General features: G+C 31.8%; 20 protein-coding genes. 12 read left to right on the top strand and 8 right to left on the bottom strand.

Annotation, left to right across the window (positions count from 1 at the left end; translation table 11 throughout):
- Window position 1 precedes the first annotated feature (1 nt).
- From Q0049_RS09305 to Q0049_RS09295, 3 genes are all read right to left on the bottom strand, one after another.
- On the bottom strand, window positions 2-1,042 hold the full coding sequence (locus tag Q0049_RS09305) for a GMP reductase (protein WP_298119050.1): 1,041 nt from the start codon (window positions 1,040-1,042) through the stop codon (window positions 2-4).
- A 408-nt stretch (window positions 1,043-1,450) separates the two neighbouring features.
- Window positions 1,451-2,914, bottom strand: a complete 1,464-nt coding sequence (locus tag Q0049_RS09300) for a magnesium chelatase (protein WP_298119048.1) — start codon at window positions 2,912-2,914, stop codon at window positions 1,451-1,453.
- Window positions 2,915-2,979: 65 nt separating this feature from the next.
- Entirely contained in the window at window positions 2,980-4,098 is a 1,119-nt protein-coding gene (locus Q0049_RS09295; protein WP_298119046.1) for a VWA domain-containing protein, read from the bottom strand.
- A gap of 164 nt (window positions 4,099-4,262) precedes the next feature.
- Between Q0049_RS09295 and Q0049_RS09290 the strand changes: the two genes are divergently transcribed.
- Entirely contained in the window at window positions 4,263-4,835 is a 573-nt protein-coding gene (locus Q0049_RS09290) for a pentapeptide repeat-containing protein (protein ID WP_298119044.1), read from the top strand.
- A gap of 90 nt (window positions 4,836-4,925) precedes the next feature.
- Here the strand turns inward: Q0049_RS09290 and glyA are convergent, their stop codons facing one another.
- Window positions 4,926-6,200: a serine hydroxymethyltransferase gene (gene glyA, locus Q0049_RS09285; RefSeq protein ID WP_298119042.1), complete on the bottom strand. Its 1,275-nt coding sequence runs from the start codon at window positions 6,198-6,200 to the stop codon at window positions 4,926-4,928.
- A 113-nt stretch (window positions 6,201-6,313) separates the two neighbouring features.
- On the opposite strand from glyA, the gene fahA reads away from it, so the two are divergent.
- Both fahA and Q0049_RS09275 read left to right on the top strand, forming a co-directional pair.
- Window positions 6,314-7,597, top strand: coding sequence for a fumarylacetoacetase (fahA, locus tag Q0049_RS09280; RefSeq protein WP_298119041.1), 1,284 nt, complete (start codon window positions 6,314-6,316; stop codon window positions 7,595-7,597).
- 65 nt (window positions 7,598-7,662) lie between these two features.
- Entirely contained in the window at window positions 7,663-8,847 is a 1,185-nt protein-coding gene (locus Q0049_RS09275) for a hypothetical protein (RefSeq protein ID WP_298119039.1), read from the top strand.
- A 3-nt stretch (window positions 8,848-8,850) separates the two neighbouring features.
- On the opposite strand, the gene Q0049_RS09270 is transcribed toward Q0049_RS09275, so the two are convergent.
- Genes Q0049_RS09270 through Q0049_RS09260 form a run of 3 tightly spaced genes read right to left on the bottom strand, consistent with a single transcriptional unit; the run spans window position 8,851 to window position 11,252 of the window.
- Window positions 8,851-9,957, bottom strand: coding sequence for a lactonase family protein (locus Q0049_RS09270; protein WP_298119037.1), 1,107 nt, complete (start codon window positions 9,955-9,957; stop codon window positions 8,851-8,853).
- Between the two features lie 2 nt (window positions 9,958-9,959).
- Window positions 9,960-10,358, bottom strand: a complete 399-nt coding sequence (ytxJ, locus tag Q0049_RS09265) for a bacillithiol system redox-active protein YtxJ (RefSeq protein WP_298119035.1) — start codon at window positions 10,356-10,358, stop codon at window positions 9,960-9,962.
- A 6-nt stretch (window positions 10,359-10,364) separates the two neighbouring features.
- Complete coding sequence (locus Q0049_RS09260) at window positions 10,365-11,252, bottom strand: archaemetzincin (RefSeq protein ID WP_298119034.1); 888 nt, start codon at window positions 11,250-11,252, stop codon at window positions 10,365-10,367.
- A 296-nt stretch (window positions 11,253-11,548) separates the two neighbouring features.
- Between Q0049_RS09260 and clpB the strand changes: the two genes are divergently transcribed.
- From clpB to Q0049_RS09245, 3 genes are all read left to right on the top strand, one after another.
- Entirely contained in the window at window positions 11,549-14,206 is a 2,658-nt protein-coding gene (gene clpB / locus Q0049_RS09255; protein ID WP_298119032.1) for an ATP-dependent chaperone ClpB, read from the top strand.
- Window positions 14,207-14,523: 317 nt separating this feature from the next.
- Complete coding sequence (locus Q0049_RS09250; RefSeq protein WP_298119030.1) at window positions 14,524-14,976, top strand: GNAT family N-acetyltransferase; 453 nt, start codon at window positions 14,524-14,526, stop codon at window positions 14,974-14,976.
- Between the two features lie 78 nt (window positions 14,977-15,054).
- Window positions 15,055-15,840: an energy transducer TonB gene (locus Q0049_RS09245; protein WP_298119028.1), complete on the top strand. Its 786-nt coding sequence runs from the start codon at window positions 15,055-15,057 to the stop codon at window positions 15,838-15,840.
- 140 nt (window positions 15,841-15,980) lie between these two features.
- Here Q0049_RS09245 and Q0049_RS09240 read toward each other — a convergent pair whose 3' ends face one another.
- Window positions 15,981-16,262 carry a hypothetical protein gene (locus Q0049_RS09240; RefSeq protein WP_298119026.1) on the bottom strand — a complete coding sequence of 94 codons (282 nt, stop codon included), beginning with the start codon at window positions 16,260-16,262 and terminating at the stop codon, window positions 15,981-15,983.
- Window positions 16,263-16,651: 389 nt separating this feature from the next.
- Here Q0049_RS09240 and Q0049_RS09235 point away from each other — a divergent pair, with 389 nt between their 5' ends.
- The 6 genes from Q0049_RS09235 to Q0049_RS09210 all read left to right on the top strand — a co-directional run bounded on the left by Q0049_RS09235 (window position 16,652) and on the right by Q0049_RS09210 (window position 20,845).
- Window positions 16,652-17,458 carry a hypothetical protein gene (locus Q0049_RS09235; RefSeq protein ID WP_298119024.1) on the top strand — a complete coding sequence of 269 codons (807 nt, stop codon included), beginning with the start codon at window positions 16,652-16,654 and terminating at the stop codon, window positions 17,456-17,458.
- 134 nt (window positions 17,459-17,592) lie between these two features.
- The gene (locus tag Q0049_RS09230) at window positions 17,593-18,600 is read left to right on the top strand and encodes a WG repeat-containing protein (RefSeq protein ID WP_298119023.1); all 1,008 of its coding nucleotides are present in this window, start codon (window positions 17,593-17,595) and stop codon (window positions 18,598-18,600) included.
- Window positions 18,601-18,635: 35 nt separating this feature from the next.
- On the top strand, window positions 18,636-19,019 hold the full coding sequence (locus tag Q0049_RS09225) for a hypothetical protein (protein WP_298119022.1): 384 nt from the start codon (window positions 18,636-18,638) through the stop codon (window positions 19,017-19,019).
- A gap of 61 nt (window positions 19,020-19,080) precedes the next feature.
- Window positions 19,081-20,076 carry a virulence RhuM family protein gene (locus Q0049_RS09220; protein WP_298119020.1) on the top strand — a complete coding sequence of 332 codons (996 nt, stop codon included), beginning with the start codon at window positions 19,081-19,083 and terminating at the stop codon, window positions 20,074-20,076.
- Window positions 20,077-20,082: 6 nt separating this feature from the next.
- Window positions 20,083-20,439 carry a VOC family protein gene (locus Q0049_RS09215; protein WP_298119018.1) on the top strand — a complete coding sequence of 119 codons (357 nt, stop codon included), beginning with the start codon at window positions 20,083-20,085 and terminating at the stop codon, window positions 20,437-20,439.
- 10 nt (window positions 20,440-20,449) lie between these two features.
- Window positions 20,450-20,845: a DUF1801 domain-containing protein gene (locus Q0049_RS09210; protein ID WP_298119016.1), complete on the top strand. Its 396-nt coding sequence runs from the start codon at window positions 20,450-20,452 to the stop codon at window positions 20,843-20,845.

The following is a 20,845-nucleotide window of genomic DNA, read 5'->3' as shown; positions in this document are numbered from 1 at the left end:
TTTATTTGGTGTAAATGCGGTTTTCTTGTTCTAAAACTCTAATAAAAGTAGTTCGTTTAGTCAATTCTTTCAATTTAGATGCGCCTACATAAGTACACGTACTTCTAATTCCGCCAAGTATATCGTGTAATGTATCGATAACATCGCCTTTAAATGGCACTTGAACCGTTTTTCCTTCACTTGCACGATATTCTGCAACACCTCCAACATGTTTTTTCATGGCTGTTTCTGAACTCATTCCGTAAAATTGTTTGAATTTTTCACCATTTATTTCTATTGTTTCGCCACCACTTTCTGTATGTCCAGCTAGCATTCCGCCTAGCATTACAAAATCAGCGCCAGCACCAAAAGCTTTAGAAACATCACCTGGAATAGCACATCCACCATCACTAATAATGTGTCCGCCAAGACCATGCGCAGCATCAGCACATTCTATAATAGCGGAAAGTTGTGGATAACCTACGCCTGTTTTAACTCTTGTGGTACAAACTGAACCAGGACCAATTCCAACTTTAACAATATCAGCACCTTCTAATAATAATTCTTCTACCATTTCACCCGTAACAACATTTCCTGCAATGATGACTTTATCAGGATATTGTTTGCGAGCTTGTTTCAAAAAACCAACAAAATGTTCTGAATAACCATTAGCGACATCGATACAAATAAATTTGAGTTGCGGATTATGCTCGAATATTTCGGCAATCTTTTTAAAATCGTCTTTTCCTGTTCCTGTGCTTACCGCAATATAATTATGTATATCTATTGGAGCTTTTTTGATGAAATCATTCCATTCTTGAACTGTATAATGTTTGTGAATGCATGAAAATAGCTTTTCTTTTGCTAAAGCCAATGCCATTTCAAAAGTACCAACAGTATCCATATTAGCAGCCATAATTGGAATTCCTGTCCAAGTTGCTGTACTGTGCTTAAACTTAAATTCACGCTCTAACGACACTTGTGCTCTACTATTTAATGTAGAACGTTTTGGACGAATCATTACATCTTTAAATCCTAATTTTAGTTCGGTTTCTATTCTCATTTCTTATACGTTTTCATTGAATTCAAATGTATCATATTCGACAAAATACAGGTAGTGTTTTAAGCAATTTTGTTTGGAGAATTTATTAACAATTGTTAGTAAGAGTTGTGCATTAAAAAAGAATGGTGAAACAAAAAAAGCCCAACTAGTTAAAGTGGGCTTTCTTGATAATAATTTATAAATCATCGTTGTCCGATAAAACTAACAATTACCTTGTTAAGCCTTATAAATATTGAAAAAAATTAGATTCAACTTAATTTTTAATGTATTCTCGCAAAGGTACAAAGGCACAAAGAATTTGGATATAAACTGCGGCTTTGTGGCTTTGCGAGAAAATAAATAAAATAGTTTTTAGCAATAACTATTTTAATCGGACATTAATGTTTATAAATTTATTTTCTTTTGATATTACAACTTATTAATGTAACTACTGTATAAATCTTTGAATTGATAACCAACCTCAACTCTGTCTTTACTTAATTTATCATATTCTACCAATCCCCAAAGTACAAATTCTTTCAAGAAATATTTGTCTTCTAAAGGAATTTCTGATTGGTATTTTTGAATTAAATCCTCCAATGGTCCAATAGCATCCAATTGTTTCTTATATTCTTCTTCAGAGGCATCATCTAATAATTCGAAACCTGTTTCTGCAAAAAACCATTCTAATATTTTAGCATAAGGACTTGCATCAGCATCGCGTTCTAATTTCTCAATTTTAGGAAAATAAGCAGGGAAAAATGTTTTAATGGCATCAGCAATTAAATATTGTGCAACCACAGCAGCGCCTTCTTGTTCGCCTTCGTAAACTAATTCTACTTTACCCGTAATTGCTGGAATAATTCCCATAAAATCAGATAATCTCACTGATGTTTTTTCTGTTCCTGATAGTAATGCTCTTCTTTCAGCAGTAGATAATAAATTCTCAAATGCAGTAATACTCATTCGAGCACTCACACCACTTTTAGCATCAATATATTCGCTATCGCGCGCTTCAAAACTGACTTGTTCTAAAATATCTCTAGCTAAACTTGGTACATAAACCACATCAGATTGTCCTTGGTCTAATTTAGCTTCTTGTTGTGTTATTGTTCTGGCAATAGCAACCGATTCAGGATAATGGGTTAAAATTTGAGAACCTATTCGGTCTTTCAATGGTGTTACAATACTACCACGATTAGTATAATCTTCAGGATTAGCAGTAAAAACAAACTGCATGTCTAAAGGCATTCTTAATTTGAAACCACGAATTTGAACATCGCCTTCTTGCAAAATATTAAATAAGGCAACTTGAATCCTTGCTTGTAAATCGGGTAATTCGTTGATTACAAATATGCAACGGTTCGCTCTTGGAATCATTCCAAAGTGAATTACTCTGTCATCAGCATACGATAATTTCAAATTAGCAGCCTTTATCGGATCGACATCTCCAATTAAATCGGCAACTGTGACATCTGGCGTTGCTAATTTTTCAGAAAAACGTTCGCTTCGGTGCATCCAATGAATTGGAGTTTCATCTCCTTTTTCGGCAATAAGATCTTTGGCAAATCTCGAAATAGGATTCAAAGGATCATCATTGATTTCTGAACCAGCAACGATAGGTATATATTCGTCTAATAATTCTATCATTTTTCGAGCCAAACGCGTTTTGGCTTGACCGCGAAGACCTAAAAGATTAATATTATGTCGTGATAAAATGGCACGTTCAAGTTCAGGAATAACCGTGTTTTCGAATCCGTGAACACCTTCAAATACTGGCTTACCCGATTTGATTTTAGTACGTAAATTGTCACGCAATTCGTCTTTTATACTACGAGAAACGTATCCTGCTTTTTTTAACTCACCTAATGTTTTTATGTTTTCTACTTTCATATTTTTTTAATTAACCGCAAAGTGCGCTAAATGTTTTTTTATGTTTAATGGTATATTCTTAATTCTTATCTAATCTTCTTCTTTCTATTCGTTTCATAATCCTCAAAAATCATCTCACCTAAACCTTTTAATCCTGTGTAAAAAGCTTTTCCTTGATTGGCTTCTGTAAATCTGTTTACAAATTTTTGCAGATAAGGATCATTTGCAATCATAAAAGTAGTGATTGGAATATGTAATTTTCTTGCTTGTGCGGCTTGATTATAACATTGCTCGACAATATACTCGTCTAAACCATTTGAATTCATGTAATAAGTTCCGTCCTTTTCACGCACACAACTTGGTTTACCGTCAGTAATCATGAAAATTTGCTTGTTGGTATTTCGTTTTCTTCGCAACATATCCATAGCTAACTGCAAACCTGCAACAGTATTAGTATGATAAGGTCCAACTTTCAAGTAAGGTAATTCTTTAATAGCAATTGGCCATGCATCATTACCAAAAACCAAAATATCAATAGTGTCTTTGGGATATCGCGTTGTAATTAATTCTGCCAAAGCCATGGCTACTTTTTTAGCAGGTGTAATTCGATCTTCACCATACAAAATCATACTATGACTAATATCAATCATCAAAACAGTACTCATTTGAGATTTGAATTGTGCATCTTCAACCACTAAATCATTTTCAGTTAATCGAAATTCATCAACGCCATTATTGATTTGGGCATTACGTAAACTTTCAGTCAAAGAAATACTCTCTAATCCATCGCCAAAGTGATAGTCGCGAAATTCACCTGTTTTTTCATCGCCACTACCAGAATATTTAGTTTTGTGATTACCGTTACCCGTTTTTTTAAGATTACCAAAAATTTGATCAAGTGCTGATTGACGAATAGCTCTTTCTGTTTTTGCAGTGATTCCTGTTCCTGATGTTCCGTCGTCTTTTAATTCTTCACGGATGTATCCTTTTTTCTTTAAATCTTCAATAAAATCGTCGATGGTGTAATTTTCGTCTGTTAATTTATACTCAATATCCAATTGACGCAACCAATCAATTGCTTCGTCAAAATCGCCCGAAGTATGTGTGATTAACTCCTTGAAAATCTCAAAAAGTTTATCAAATGGTGAAAGATTCGGTGCTTCATACTGTTTGAAGAAAAATCCTTTTTTTTTGTTCTTTTCCATAGGTTATAAAATTAATATTTTAACCACAAAAATTAACAAAACGAATACTAATTTTTAGTTAAAGATTAATTGCTTTCGCCAAACAAAAGATTTGTTACGTTCAATCAATTCGTAGTTTAAAACTGAATCCTTTTTAGTAAATTTACCATCCAAATTCAAAAACCATGCACACAGATTATATTTTAGACCAAGAATTTAGAAATCAAACTTTTGACGATACTAATACAAAATTTAAAGACTTTGAAAATTGTACGTTTTATAATTGTGATTTCACACATTGTACTTTTCAAACAGTAACTTTTATTGATTCTAATTTTTTTGATTGCAATTTTACTGATACCAAAATCAATTATGTATCCTTGCGTGGTGTATTTTTTACAAAATGTAATTTTACTAATGTGAATTTTGCTATGACCGATCAAATGTTATATGAATTTCACTTTAAAGATTGCTTATTAGATTATGCCAAATTTTATGCTTTAAAAATGAAGAAAATGCAATTCATCAATTGTAGTTTAATTGCTGCCGACTTTATGGGAAGTGACTTAACCGAAGTATTGTTTGATAATTGCAATTTGAGAAGAGCAGTTTTTATTGACACCGTTGCTAACAAAGCTGATTTTTCTACAAGCTACGATTATACTTTTGATCCTGATAAGAATAAAATTAAGAAAGCTATTTTTTCACAAGAAGGTTTGAAAGGACTTTTAGAGAAATATGATATTGTAGTTAAATAAGTTGCGAGTTTCAAGTTGAAGGTTGCGAGTTATTAAAAATAAAAAATCCCGAAATTTAATCGGGATTTTTTAATGTATTTATTTTTATTCTTAAAAAACAAACATAGCTCTTTCGCTCATCATTTCGTTTACTTCATCGGCAACTTGCTCAATAATTTCTTCATTAGTATGGTTCATTAAAACTCTATCAATGAATTCAACCACAGTTTCCATATCGCTTTCAACTAAACCACGTGTTGTAATAGCTGGTGTTCCAATACGAATTCCTGAAGTGATAAATGGTGATTTATCATCAAAAGGTACCATATTTTTATTTACAGTAATTTCAGCTTTAACTAAAGCATTCTCAGCTTCTTTACCAGTAATATTTTTATTACGTAAGTCAATCAACATCATATGATTATCTGTTCCGCCAGAAATTAAATTGTATCCTCTTTTATTGAAAGCTTCAGCCATTGCTTTTGCATTTTTTTGTACTTGCATTGCATATCTAAAGAATTCATCTGTAAGACATTCTCCAAACGCAACCGCTTTCGCAGCAATAATATGCATTAAAGGTCCACCTTGATTTCCAGGAAAAACAGCTAAATCTAAAATTGAAGACATCATTCTGATTTCACCTTTTGGTGTAGTCAAACCCCATGGATTTTCAAAATCTTTACCCATCATGATCATTCCACCTCTTGGACCACGCAATGTTTTGTGTGTAGTTGTAGTAACGATATGACAATGAGGAATAGGATCGTTCATCAAACCTTTAGCAATTAATCCAGCAGGATGCGAAATATCTGCTAGAAGCAAAGCTCCAACAGAATCAGCAATTTCTCTAAAACGTTTAAAATCCATATCACGACAATAAGCAGAAGCTCCAGCAATGATTAATTTAGGTTGTTCTTTTGTAGCGATTGCTTGAATTTTATCATAATCAAATTGTCCTGTTTCAGGTTCAACACCATAAAAGGAAGGTGTATATAATTTTCCTGAAAAATTTACAGCAGAACCATGAGTTAAATGTCCACCGTGCGATAAATCGAAACCTAAAATTTTATCTCCTGGTTTCAAACAAGCTGCAAAAACAGCTGTATTTGCTTGCGAACCTGAGTGTGGTTGCACATTTACATATTCAGCACCAAAAAGTTGTTTGGCTCTGTCAATTGCGATTTGCTCTACAATATCCACTACTTCACAGCCACCATAATATCTTTTTCCAGGATAACCTTCAGCATATTTATTGGTTAAACAAGAACCTGCAGCTTCCATTACTTGGTCGCTTACAAAGTTTTCAGAGGCAATTAGCTCTATTCCATGTATTTGTCTGTCTTGTTCATCAAGAATTAAGTCAAAAATTTGTTCGTCGCGTTGCATTTATTTTAGATTTTTGTTAAAAACTTTTCAAAATTACGAAATATGTTTGTCAAATAAATTCTAAATGATATATTTGATTACAAATTTTTCAACAACAAATCAACAATAAAGATATGCCAAATCTAGTCAATGACCCATCAAGAAAATCGTGGATTGCTGTTCCTAAAAACAGTGATTTTCCCATACAAAATATACCTTTTGGAGTATTTTTAACTAAAGAAGATGTTATCACTATTGGAACACGAATAGGCGATTATGCTATTGATATGGGTGCTTTACAACAGTTAGGATACTTTGAAGGCATCGAATTAACAGATGATATGTTCATGCAAGATACCTTGAATGATTTTATATCAGATGGAAAGAAAACATGGCGTTTGGTTAGAAGTCGTTTATCTGAACTTTTTGAAGAAAGTAACCCAAAATTACGAGATAATAAGGCTCATCGCGATGTAGTTATCTTCAAAATAAGCGATATTGAAATGCTTTTACCAGTTCAAATTGGTGATTATACTGACTTTTATTCAAGTAAAGAGCATGCTACTAATGTAGGAAAAATGTTTCGCGATCCTGAAAATGCCTTGTTACCAAATTGGCTTCATATTCCAGTTGGCTATCATGGAAGAAGTTCAACCATTGTGCCATCAGGAGTTCCTGTACATCGACCTATGGGACAAACTTTACCAAACGGTCAATCGACACCCGTTTTTGGTCCTTCGCAAGCCATAGATTTTGAATTAGAAACTGCATTTATTACTACAGATGCCAATGTTATGGGAGAAAATATTCCTGTTAACGAAACCGAAGACTATATTTTTGGAATGGTATTATTGAACGATTGGAGTGCAAGAGATATGCAAAAATGGGAATACGTTCCTCTTGGACCATTTTTAGCAAAGAATTTTGCTTCATCAATTTCTCCATGGATTGTAACAATGGATGCTTTAGAACCTTTTAGAACAAAAGGACCAAATCAAGAACCTACTCCACTTCCTTATTTACAACAAAAAGGAAAACATGCTTACGATATCAATTTAGAAGTTTACATAAAACCAGATAATGTAGAAGAAACATTAGTTTCAAAATCAAATTTCAAATACATGTATTGGTCAATGAGTCAACAATTAGCGCATCATACTTCTAATGGTTGTAGAGTAAATTCTGGTGATATGATGGGTTCAGGAACAATTTCTGGTCCAACAGAAGACAGTTTCGGTTCTATGCTTGAATTGACTTGGGGTGGAAAAAATCCAATCAAAATGAAAGACGGAAGTGAACGTAAATTTATCAATGATAATGATACAGTAATTATGAAAGGCTATTGTCAAAATAGTTCCATAAGAATTGGATTTGGTGAAGTTTCAAGCAAATTATTACCAACTTACGTAAGAAAATAATAAAAAATTAACATTTTGGCTTAACATTTGGATAATTCCAATTATTAATACTAAAACTATATACCATGAGAAAAACTACTTTACTACTTGCCTTTTTTGTTCTTATTTCTTCTTGTGGAGTAAGACAAACTAGAGAATCTCTCTCTTCAGGAGATTATGATGCTGCAATTGATAATGCAGTTGAAAGTCTAAAAAACAGAAAAGATGCTAAAGGAAAACAAGACTATGTTTATCTTTTAGAAGAAGCATTTGCCAAAGCAAAAGAACGTGATTTACGTGACATCGCAACGTGGTTTAAAGATGCTAATCCAAATAACCTTGAAAAAATATTTAATACCTATCAACAATTGAACAGTCGTCAAGAAAAAATTAGACCACTTTTACCATTACGATTATTGAAAGAAGGTAGAAACGCCATTTTTCCATTTGACGATTATTCTGATCAAATTGTGAGCAGTAAAAATGCTTTAGTAAAACATTTGTATGATAATTCAATTGCCTTGATTGCTTCAAAAGATAAAATGAGTATTCGTAGAGCTTATGATGATTTGTTGTATGTAAACCAATTGAGTACAGGTTACAAAGAAGTTTCAAAACTTATTGAAGAAGCTAAATTTAAAGGAACCGATTTTGTAAATGTTTATACAAAAAACGAAACTAATATGGTTATACCTATTCGTTTGCAAAATGATTTATTGGATTTTAGTACTTTTGGATTAAATGATAAATGGACGGTTTACCATAGTAATAAAGTAAAAGATATTGTTTATGACTATGGTTTGATTGTAAACTTTCGTCAAATAAACATTTCACCAGAACAAGTAAAAGAGAAAGAGTTTGTAAAAGAAAAACAAATAAAAGACGGAACTAAACCACTTTTAAACGCTCAAGGTCAGCAAGTAAAAGATAGTTTAGGCCATGCAATTATGGTTGATAATTTCAAAACTATTACAGCTTCTGTTTATGAATTCAGACAATTAAAATCAACGCAAGTAACTGCTAAAGTGGATTATATCGATTTCAAATCAAATCAATTAATTGAAACTTTTCCACTTGCAAGTGAGTTTGTTTTTGAACACATTTACGCAAAATATAGTGGAGACAAACGTGCTTGTGATGAAAGTTACTACACTTATTTTGATAAAAGAGCGGTTCCATTTCCAAGTAATGAACAAATGGTGTACGACTCAGGTGAAGACTTGAAAGCCAAATTAAAAGATATTATCGTCAGAAATAAATTTAGACGATAGTACTTAAAAAGGAAACAAATAAACAGGTTGGTTAATTGAAACTGTAATAGAAGTTTTTGTTAGCCAACCTGTTTTTTCATTTCTATCGAATACTGAAATCAAGTTTGAACCTTGTGAAGCCACTAAAACACTTTTTTGATTTTCAGATAATATAAAGTTTCTTGGTGTTCTTTCTGTTGCAATGGTTTGTACTTTTTCAATTTTGTCGTTCATGATTTTCATCACCACAATGTGATTATCAACTCCTCTAACCGAAGCGTAAATAAACTTTTCATCTTTACACAATCGCAATTCTGCTGTTGAACCATTTGTTTTTTCTTTTGTTAAGGCTATCGTTTGAAGTTCAGTCAATTTGCCTTTGTTATATTCAAAAGCCGCAACTTCATTAGTCAATTCATAAGTTACATACAATCGATTTCCTGCTTTATTCCAAACCAAATGTCGTGGTCCAGAACCCATTTTTACATTTGTTGTTATTGCCTTTTCATTTATCAAAAAAGATTTAGAATTTTCATCAAATGGAATTAATTCGATAGCATCACGACCTAAATCAGCAACTGCAATTATATTTTCTTTTGGGTGCACAACTATGCAATGTACATGAGGTTTTTCTTGACGTTCTTTATTGACACTTTGCCCTTCATACTGAATAAAATTAGAACTTTCAGATAGCATTCCATTTTTATCAATTGGAAATACACTCAAACTTCCTCCTGAATAATTTCCTACCAAAACAAAATTTTCGTTTGGACTAAAAGCTACAGTACATGGATGATCACCATTGGTAAAAATTGAGTTTAATTTAGTGATACTTTTTGTCTTTTCATCATAAGAAAACGAAGTTACTTTTCCGCCTTTTGCAAGAGCTATTTCTTCAACAGTAACAATAATAGTTTTGGATTTATTGGCAACTACAAACGAAGGATTTTCAACACCACTAATTACTTTTTCGGTAGTTAAGGATTTTGATTCTTGATTAAAATTAACCAAATTAATTCCATGAGAAACATCATTAGTATAGGTTCCAACTAAATAATTAGTCGTTTTTGTATTTGAGCAACTTGCCATAAAACACAACGTAAAAATACAGAAAACAGAATGTATTTTCATTATTAATCGTTTACAAATCGTTCTAAAAATGCAGCATCAATACTTTCATGTGAAGCATCATATATTACTATTCCATTTTTAATTAATAGAATCTGTGGAGACTGATGCGTTATCACAAATGTTTCCGCAACCTCATTTGAAATAGTCCTATATTTTAGTAAATCTAAAAAATACAATGTAATTTTATCTTCATAATGAAATTCATTTTCAAAACTACTCAATGCTGTTTTACTTATAATGCAACGCGTACTGTGTTTGAAAATTAAAACAGGTTTTTGCCAAGAATTTTGAATAATCATATCTAATTGATCAATGTGCTCAAAAGCAACCCAATCGAGTTTCCTTCTAGAATTTAGATTTTCTTCATCTGAGGAACCAAATATATTTTTAAATAAACTCATATTCAATTATTTTATAGCATCCAATTGTCTTTCTAAAATGTCAGCATCAGAATACAATTCATGTTTTTTCAAAAATACAATTAATTCTTGTAATCGTTCTACATCTTTAAAATTAAAATTCCAAGAAAGTTTGGCTAGACATTGCGAACACAAAGCGTTTGGTCTTCTGTCCGATTCTCCTAAATGATTTACACCATTCATCAGACATACTGCATTAATACAATGCTTCACCGAAAACATATGCGTGATTTCATGTGATGATGTTTTAATTAATCGGCTTAAACATTTGGAATAATTATTTTGGTCTAAAGGCAAATCTGAAAAACGATACATTGAAGTAACACCTGTTCTTTCGGCATAACTTGCTAATCCAAATACAAAATTCCACGAAGGTTTTGGATACAAATCCTTTGCTGTTAAAGCCATAATCACAATACCATCATTGGGCAATTCATCTGGTAATACTTCATGAATAATGTAGGAAGCGTCTAATTGTTCAACTCCAAATTGAGTGCGTCTTTTATCTTTTGGAATAACTGCATCAGAAATAGGTTGCATTGTTTTCACTTTCAACCCAAAAAATAAATGCAAATAGGTTGCATTGTACTGCACCACTTTGAATTCCCATTCAGTAAAATTCCCAATTGGTAAAATATAAATACAATCCATGCCACTTGAAGGTTTAGTTGGATTTCTCTTCAGATATTGTTTAAAGGTTTGACCTGCTTCGTCATGTTGACTCAACCAATCTCCTGGAATGGTATCTAACTTTACATCTAATGCTTTAAGATTATCAAAATTAGCGATAGTAATTTTTTGATTTTCATTAGTCGTTTGCTCTTTACATGAAGTAAAAAAAATAGCAACTACACAAAATAAATACAGTACTTTCATATGGTTTCTTTTAAATTAAAACTAAACCTTTTGAAATTTAGTATAATAAAAACAGAATTTTTGTCATTTCATCCGACGAAATGTCGTAACTTTAATAGTGTTCAGTCCTTAAAATCAGTCATTTTGTCCTAAAATTAGGATTGGAACACATATTGTCCAAATTAATTCAAAAATCAATTTCAAATTATAAAAAACTATTGAAATCTATGTTAAGCGAAGTGTCTCAAAACAATCAATCTAACCTATGTTTCTATGTGGTTTAAAAAAAACTTAATTAACTTAATTGCTAAAAAAATATGAACATCAATAAATTCACAATCAAATCGCAAGAAGCTTTGCAACAAGCACAGCAAATTGCACAAAGTTTTGGGCAACAACAACTCGAAAACGAACACTTGTTTAAAGGAATTCTCGAAGTCGATGAAAATGTAACTCCTTTTATATTGAAAAAACTCAACGTTAATGTGGAGCTTTTCAAAAAAGTATTGGACAGCACAATTCAAAGTTTTCCCAAAGTTTCTGGTGGTGATATAATGTTTTCACGTGATGCATCCACAACTTTAAATGAAGCAGAAATCATTGCCAAAAAAATGAAAGACGAATTCGTTTCTATTGAACATTTGATTCTAGCCATTTTCAAATCGAAAAGTAAAGTAGCTCAGATTTTGAAAGATCAAGGCGTTACTGAAAAAGGTTTGCAAGCTGCAATCGACGAAATGCGTAAAGGAGAACGAGTAACATCTGCATCAGCGGAGGAAACCTATAATTCATTGAATAAATATGCAAAAAACCTCAACGAACTAGCTAAAAGTGGAAAACTCGATCCAGTGATTGGTCGTGATGAAGAAATTCGAAGAGTATTACAAATTCTAACGCGTCGTACCAAAAATAATCCGATGTTAGTTGGCGAACCTGGTGTTGGTAAAACAGCCATTGCCGAAGGATTAGCACACCGAATTGTAGATGGCGATGTTCCTGAAAATCTAAAAGATAAAATCGTTTATTCGTTAGATATGGGCGCATTAATTGCCGGTGCAAAATACAAAGGTGAATTTGAAGAACGACTAAAAGCGGTTGTAAAAGAAGTAACTTCTGCTGAAGGCGATATTGTACTTTTTATTGACGAAATCCATACTTTGGTTGGTGCTGGCGGTGGTGAAGGTGCCATGGATGCAGCAAATATTTTGAAACCTGCTTTGGCTCGTGGCGAGTTACGTGCTATTGGTGCAACAACGCTTGACGAATACCAAAAATATTTTGAAAAAGACAAAGCACTCGAAAGACGTTTCCAAAAAGTAATGGTCGATGAACCTGATACCGAAAGTGCCATTTCTATTTTGCGTGGTATCAAAGAAAAATATGAAACGCACCATAAAGTACGTATCAAAGACGACGCTATTATTGCAGCAGTAGAATTATCGCAACGTTATATTACCAATCGTTTTCTACCAGATAAAGCTATTGACTTGATGGACGAAGCGGCTTCAAAATTGCGTATGGAAATCAATTCTAAACCAGAAGAATTGGACGTTTTGGATAGAAAAATCATGCAATTGGAAATTGAAATTGAAGCTATTAAAAGAGAAATAGAATATTCGTCGAACACCTATGAAAAAGATAGCAATGTGAGACAAAATGATGAAACTAAGTTAAAAGTGCTTGGTTTGGATTTGGCAAACTTAAAAGAAGACCGAAACGAAATTTTCACCAAATGGAAATCAGAAAAAGATGTTGTAGATAATATCCAAAATATAAAACAAGAAATTGAAGATTTCAAAACCGAAGCCGAACAAGCTGAACGCAACGGCGATTATGGAAAAGTAGCCGAAATTCGTTATGGGAAAATTAAAGAAGCGCAAGAAAGATTGGATGCTTTGCAAATTCAACTAGCCGAAAACCAAGCCGGAACTTCCTTAATCAAAGAAGAAGTTACTCGCGAGGATATTGCCGAAGTCGTAGCCAAATGGACTGGAATTCCGGTGATGAAAATGTTGCAAGGTGAAAGAGAAAAACTCCTGAAACTAGAAGACGAATTGCACCACAGAGTTGTAGGTCAAGAAGAAGCAATTGAAGCCGTGAGTGATGCAGTTCGTAGAAGTCGTGCTGGATTGCAAGACATGAAAAAACCAATTGGTTCGTTCTTATTCTTAGGAACGACAGGTGTTGGAAAAACCGAATTGGCCAAAGCGTTAGCCGAATATCTATTTGACGATGAGAACGCAATGACTCGAATTGATATGAGTGAATACCAAGAACGCCATTCAGTAAGTAGATTAGTTGGTGCGCCTCCAGGTTATGTGGGTTATGATGAAGGCGGACAATTGACCGAAGCTGTTCGTAGAAAACCGTATTCTGTAATTCTGTTAGACGAAATTGAAAAAGCGCATCCAGATATATTCAATATTTTATTACAAGTTTTGGATGAAGGTAGATTGACAGACAACAAAGGTCGTGTGGCCGATTTCAAAAACACGATTATCATCATGACCTCTAATATGGGAAGTGCGATTATACAGGAGAAATTCGATAACCTCAAAGGTAATATTGAAGCCGTAATCGAAGCTGCTAAAGTAGAAGTTTTAGGTTTATTAAAACAAACGGTTCGACCTGAATTCATAAACCGTATTGACGAAATTGTAATGTTTACGCCATTAACAAGTGCGAATATTAAGCAAATCGTTGGTTTGCAATTGAAAAGCGTTACTAAAATGTTAGCACATCAAAACATTACAATGGACGCCACGCCAGAAGCTATAGATTACTTAGCACAAAAAGGTTACGATCCACAATATGGTGCGCGACCTGTGAAAAGAGTCATTCAGAGAGAGGTTTTGAATCAGTTGAGTAAAGAGATTTTAGCAGGAAAAGTAACTACAGATAGTATTATTCTACTTGATGCTTTCGACGGACAATTAGTATTTCGAAATCAAAGCGAGGAAGTAATTATGAATTAAAATTTAAGAAATTTACAATTAATATTGGTTGGTTTTAGTTGGATTAGACCTAATGGGATTAAAAAACCTATTAGGTCTTTTCTGTTTTAAAAATAGCTCGCAAAGCCACTAAGTCACGAAGAATAGAAAACATAGTATGACTCAAAAAAATCCGTTTCATCCGCGTTTGCATCGCATCCGTTTCATCCGCGTTCCATTTAAAGACAAAAAAAACATTGAGTAACTCTGTGCAAAACTTCGTGACACTTTGAGTACCAAAAAAATCCGTTTCATCCGCGTTCTATTTTTTTTATTATCTTTGAGAAACCAACCTTCTCATGATGACCATACAACCAGCCAACACCACCGATCACGAAATTCTCACCAACATCACTAAAAAGTCGAAAGCATTTTGGGGTTATTCGGAAGATTTGCTTTTGGTTTGGGATGATGCATTGACCATTACTGAAGATTATATTACGAAAAACGATGTTTATAAATTTTCTGTAGACGAAAGCATTGTGGGTTACTACTCCTATATTATAAAAGACGAACACAACATCAAACTCGATAATTTATTTCTATTACCACAATTCATTGGCAAAGGTTTAGGCAATTACCTCATCACCGATTTTTTAAACCGCATTCAAAACCAAAACTATAAAAGAGTGTACCTCGAATCAGAACCTTACGCCGAAGGCTTTTACAAAAAACACGGATTTACAACTGTTGACAAGCTAGAAACAGTTGTAAAAGATAGGTTTATGCCAGTGATGGAGTTGGATTTGTAATGAAAAAAAAATCTCAAGTTAATAACTACAACCTAAAAACTTGTAGTTTTTTTTATACTTTTACTTCAAATATTCACAATGAAAAAACATAATTTACTCTTGTTGCTGTTGTTTTTTGCAATAGAAATTTCAGCTCAATCGGATGTTTTAACCATAAACAAAGACTCCCTTTTTTACAGAAATGAAAGTGGATTTATTATTAAATGCCATAGATCTAGAGCTGAAGGATTTGCTTTTGCTGAGGCAATGAATCCAAATCTTTATGTTCATAAAATTTATTATTTGCATACAGAAAATTTAATGGCTACATACGAAGTATATGATAAAAAAAGTACTAATAACAATGTAAGCGCAACTTTACCAATTAAAAACGGAAAATATGAAGAATGGTACCTTAGTGGCGAGAAAAAAGTTTCATGCTTTTATACTGAAAATAAGCTCAATGGTGAATTCAAAGTTTTCTACAGAAACGGAAATTTGAAAAGATTAGAACTATGGCAAAATGGAGAATGGCAAAATGGAGAATGCTACGACGAACAAGGAAATAAAACACCATATTGCTCTTATCAGGAATTGGCAGAATATATAGGTGGTGTAACCGAATTATACAAATTTATAGGACAAACATTAGTTTATCCAGAAGATGCCATGAACAATTTAATTGAAGGTGTAGTTTATGTGAGTTTCACAATTGATACCGATGGTTCTGTAATAAATCCAAAAATTATTAAAAGTGTCGATAAGCACTTGGATAATGAAGCAATAAGAATTGTAAAAAAAATGCCTAATTGGAAACCTGGAACATTTGAAGGAAAACTAGTTCAGGCAGAATTTGCATTACCAGTAAATTTTAAATTAGAATAATATAAATATTGGTAAACTATACTCAGCTTGTCGTTATAAGGTTATAAGAGTAAAAAGTTACAAAACCTTAAAAGGATTTTAATGCTATTTAATAAAAAAAGCTCTGATTATTCAGAGCTTTTAAATTTTATAGTCTTGGATTATTCTATTTTAATACATCCGTTTTTAATACTGATTTTAGCACCATCTTTTACTTTTACCCAACCACATTCTGTTTTAATTTCAATTTCAGAAGCACTTGTTTGAACCGAAGTAGAACTTGTTGTTGAAGCACCAAATTCGATTTGTTGCGTTGTACCGTTAGAACGAACTTCCATAACGTGCTTTTTCGAATCATTATTGTAATATCTTACTGTCCAAGCACTAGCCAAGTTAGCAACTAGTAAAAAAGCAACCGATAAAATAATTTTTTTAAGTTTCATAAGTTTGATTTTAAGTTTATTAATAATTCAAAGCTATCAAATAAATTTGATTTATGATACTAATCTAAAGATATTTTTTAATCATCAGTTGGCAACTGAACCCAGTTCTACTAATCCTCTTGATTTCGCACCTTAAAAAAATCTGTGAAAAAAATTATTCAAAATGAAAAGGTAGTTATAAACTCAATAAAAAACAAAATGATTTTTATGAGTTATAAATCTTCAAAATTACCTCATTCACATTAAAATTACATTATTCCAATATTTATAAAACAACAACAATTAAACCTCTAAATAGTTGATTTTTAACTATTAGATAATTTAAAAATTGATTAAAAAAAACAAAGTCATTCTAACTTTGACAAAGTATTAATCAAAACCTTTTCATCATGAAAAAAATTATCTTTTATGCGTTATCGTTAACGTTTATGGTCTTCGGACAAACCTTTGCTCAATCAGTAGCAGAACAAAACTTGAACTCCGCAATTCAATCGGCAGAAAATGTACAACAAGAAGTTGTTGTTGCTAGAAAAGCGGTAAATCAATTGGTAAAACAATTGACCGTTTTAAACAATCCAAATGCACCTTTATTTGAAGACAAAATGAATTATCACGTGAATACTGTTTTAAATAATTCAGATGATATTCAATACTTTGTAGGTTTAGCACAATCAAATTCTACAATTCCATTTTCTTCAACTTCAATTGTAAATAATGCAAATGAATTGGTAAACCAAAATGATATCATTATGGGGTTGACTGCTCAAATAACAACAGCAATCAACGCAAATAATTATACTTTGGCATTGACTTACATCCAACCTATTCGCAGTGCTTTGACAAGACAGTTCAATAAATCGGGTGCAATTATTACGTCAATAGAATCAATAAAGGTTAGTATAAAAACGTATAATGTTTGTATTAAAACTGTAGACAGTAATGGAAATCCAACAACTTACAATGCTGGATTTTATGCTCAAAATGAAGCAACAGGAGAATATTTTTACCCAGGAAATCCAAATGACCAAGATTATGGATATGGAAATTGCTTTTACAATTTAACTCCAGGAACATATCATTTTGGTTCTTTCCAAGATTATTTCTGTGGAACTAGTTCAACAACAGTTACATTATCTGACAGTTTGTTAAACGAGGACAATATTATTGAAGTTGCATTAGTAGTTTGGTGTGAATAGTTAATTTAAGTTTGTTGATGGAAACAGAGATTGCATTTTGTGGTCTCTGTTTTTTTTATACATTTACTTTTTTGTAAAGCATATGAAATCAACCGATAAATACGAAAATGTAAAGCAATATGAATTCTATTAACATGAAAAAATCATTTCTTTTTATAGCAATTCTTTTGATGACGTTTTTTAGTTTTTCACAACAAAAAAACCAATATCGGCCTATTTCTGAAATGAATGGTGACGAAAAAGAAATGTATGAAATTTTGCAAAAATCAGTTATGGCTTTGCTTAACAACAAACCTACAGCCAAACTTTTTCCAGTTTTTAAAATCTATGAGGATAAAAAAGGATATGTTTTCAGTTCTTTGATTTATGACGAACCTAACTATGAAACTCATGATGAAGGTTCAAGTTCTGCAACTTATGTTGTGTCTTTACATTTTACAAAAAGAATTGAAGTAACCGAAAATGAAGTTACAGAAGCAAGCGGAAGCGGCTATGGAACAGGAAGTCCTTACAGCAATAGAGAAAGAAAAACACCCATTGAATATTATTTAGCTGTAGAATATTCTAAATCTAGTTTTTCATTTCAAGATCGAACGCTTATAAGTTTAAAAAAAGAGAAACCTTATTTTGATAACAAATTCACGAGAGTCAAATTTACAAAGTCTAATGGTGGTAATTTTATCAATCCGTTGATTTATAAAATTGATAAATCGGATTATGTTAGTTATGTTGATAATGAAATTGCTATTTATAAAAAAGATAGTTTGTTTGGAATCATCAACAATAAAAATAAAGTTGTGATGCCTTTTAAATATAAAAGTATCAGAATGTATAAAATGGGAATTCTGGTTCAGGAAGATAAAACCTATTATTTTATTGATAAAAAAGGAAAAAAGATAAGTACGAATTACGACAAAGTAGAAGTTAATTTCAATCAATATTTCGATTCCGTTTTAGATTTTTTCAAAGTGAAAATTGGAGAAAAATATACCTTAGTCAACAATAATTTTGAAGAAAAACTTCCTTTGATTTATGATAAAATCACATTCTTTACCTACAAAAATATTCCCGATAGATTATTGTTAGAAAGAAACGGGAAAAAGTCATTTTTGACATTGCAAAATGGGAAGAAACCAATTTAATTTTTGATAAAATTCAAGTAATTGATGACAAAGAAATGATAGTTGAGGAAAATGGAAAATTAGGAATTGTAGATTATGCTGGAACTGTAATTTTACCAATAGAATATGATGCTATCAATCATACCGACAATTATACTAAAGAAGATGGATTTCCATTGCTATTAACTAAAAACAATAAAGTAGCACTTTATCAAAATCGTAAATTTTACACTGAATTTATTTATGATTCGATGACTAATTTTTTCAATAAAATTAAAGTAGAACTAAACAAAAAGTTTGGCTTATTGGATGATAGAGGAATTATTTTGATTCCAATTGAATATGACACCATCGAATACAATAAGAAGACAAGGAAAATTGAAGCCTCAAAGAATTCAATAATAGAATATTTTGATTTCAACGAACTCTATAAAAAGTAAAATAATCTGGCAAAAAGTTGCTTAAAGATTTTTTGTATATTTACGATTCAATTCATTTTACATGCACAAAAATCAATCTACTATCCTAATTTATCAGACCGAAGATGGCGTTACTAAAATAGAAACACGTCTTTTGGATGAAACCGTTTGGCTTACTCAAGCTCAACTTGGTGAATTATTTCAAAAATCAAAATCTACAATAAGCGAGCATTTAAAAAACATTTTTTCAGAAGGCGAATTGAATGAAAATGGAGTTGTTCGGAATTTCCGAACTACTGCATCAGATGGAAAAAATTACGAAACTTTATTCTACAATTTAGATGTAATAATTTCAGTTGGTTACAGAGTAAAATCTCATCGTGGCACGCAATTTAGAATCTGGGCTACTCAACGTTTAAAAGAATATTTGGTAAAAGGTTTTGCAATGAACGATGACTTGCTAAAACAAGTTGGTGGCGGAAATTATTTTGACGAATTATTGGCGAGAATTCGTGATATACGATCATCTGAAAAAGTATTTTGGAGAAAAATTTTAGATATTTATTCAACAAGTATTGACTACAATCCAACAATAGAAACTTCTCAAAATTTCTTCAAAACAATTCAAAATAAAATGCATTGGGCAACTCATGGAAATACCGCAGCAGAAATTATTTACAAACGAATTGATGCGACAAAACCCAATCTTGGCCTAACTAATTTTAAAGGAGAAAAGCCAACTTTACAAGAAACTGAAGTTGCTAAAAACTATTTAAACGAAAAAGAATTAAATCTTTTAAATAGAATTGTAACAGCATATTTAGAATTTGCAGAACTTCAAGCTTTGAATCAAAAACCAATGTACATGAACGATTGGATAGAACGATTAGACGATTTTCTAAAAATGTCAGGTCAAGAAATTCTAGATCATTTTGGTACCATAAGTCATGAAAAAGCACTTGAAAAAGCTAAATTAGAATATGATAAATTCAAAGAATCTACTAAAAACGAACTCTCAAAAGTAGAAAAAGATTTCATAAATCAAATAGAAAACACTTCTAAAAAACTGAAGAAATAAAACAGTATGCTCACAAACATCAACCCAAAACTTCCTATGCGTAACAAAAAGATTACGATGGATTTTTACCTCAATAAATTAGGTTTTCAATTGTTTGGAAGTGCTGATTTTGATGGCTATTTGATGGTACAAAAAGACGAAATTCAGATACATTTCTTTGAGTTTAAAGATTTAAATCCAGATGAAAATTACGGTCAAGTTTATATAAGAACAACTGCTATTGACAATTTGTACCAAACTTTTTTAGATGCAAAAGTTTGGATTCATCCTAACGGACAATTGGAAAATAAGCCTTGGCAACAAAGAGAATTTTCGATACTCGATCCTGATAAAAATTTATTGACCTTTGGCGAAAGCTTGTAAAATATAAACTATGATTCATGAAGACATCCTAAATTATAACAATTCGAAATCACAAAACGACAAAGCTATTTGCGATAAACTGTTAGAAATTATTCAAAAACAATTGCCTCATTTTGAAAATAAAGTATGGCATGCGCATCCAGTTTGGTTTGATGATGGTAACCCAATTGTAGGTTATAATAAACTAAAAAACGGAATACGATTACTATTTTGGAGTGGCGCAAGTTTTGAAGAAGACCAACTCAATTTAGGAACAGGAAAATTTAAAGATGCCTCAAAAACATATACTACAGTTGATGAATTAAATGTTTCTGATATAGAACGTTGGCTTCAAAAATCAAAAGAAATTCAATGGGATTATAAAAATATTGTAAAACGAAAAGGTGTTTTAGAACGATTAAAATAA

It is taken from the genome of Flavobacterium sp., from assembly GCF_027484205.1.
Lineage (GTDB): Bacteria > Bacteroidota > Bacteroidia > Flavobacteriales > Flavobacteriaceae > Flavobacterium.
This window is presented reverse-complemented; position numbering and strand designations above follow the sequence as displayed.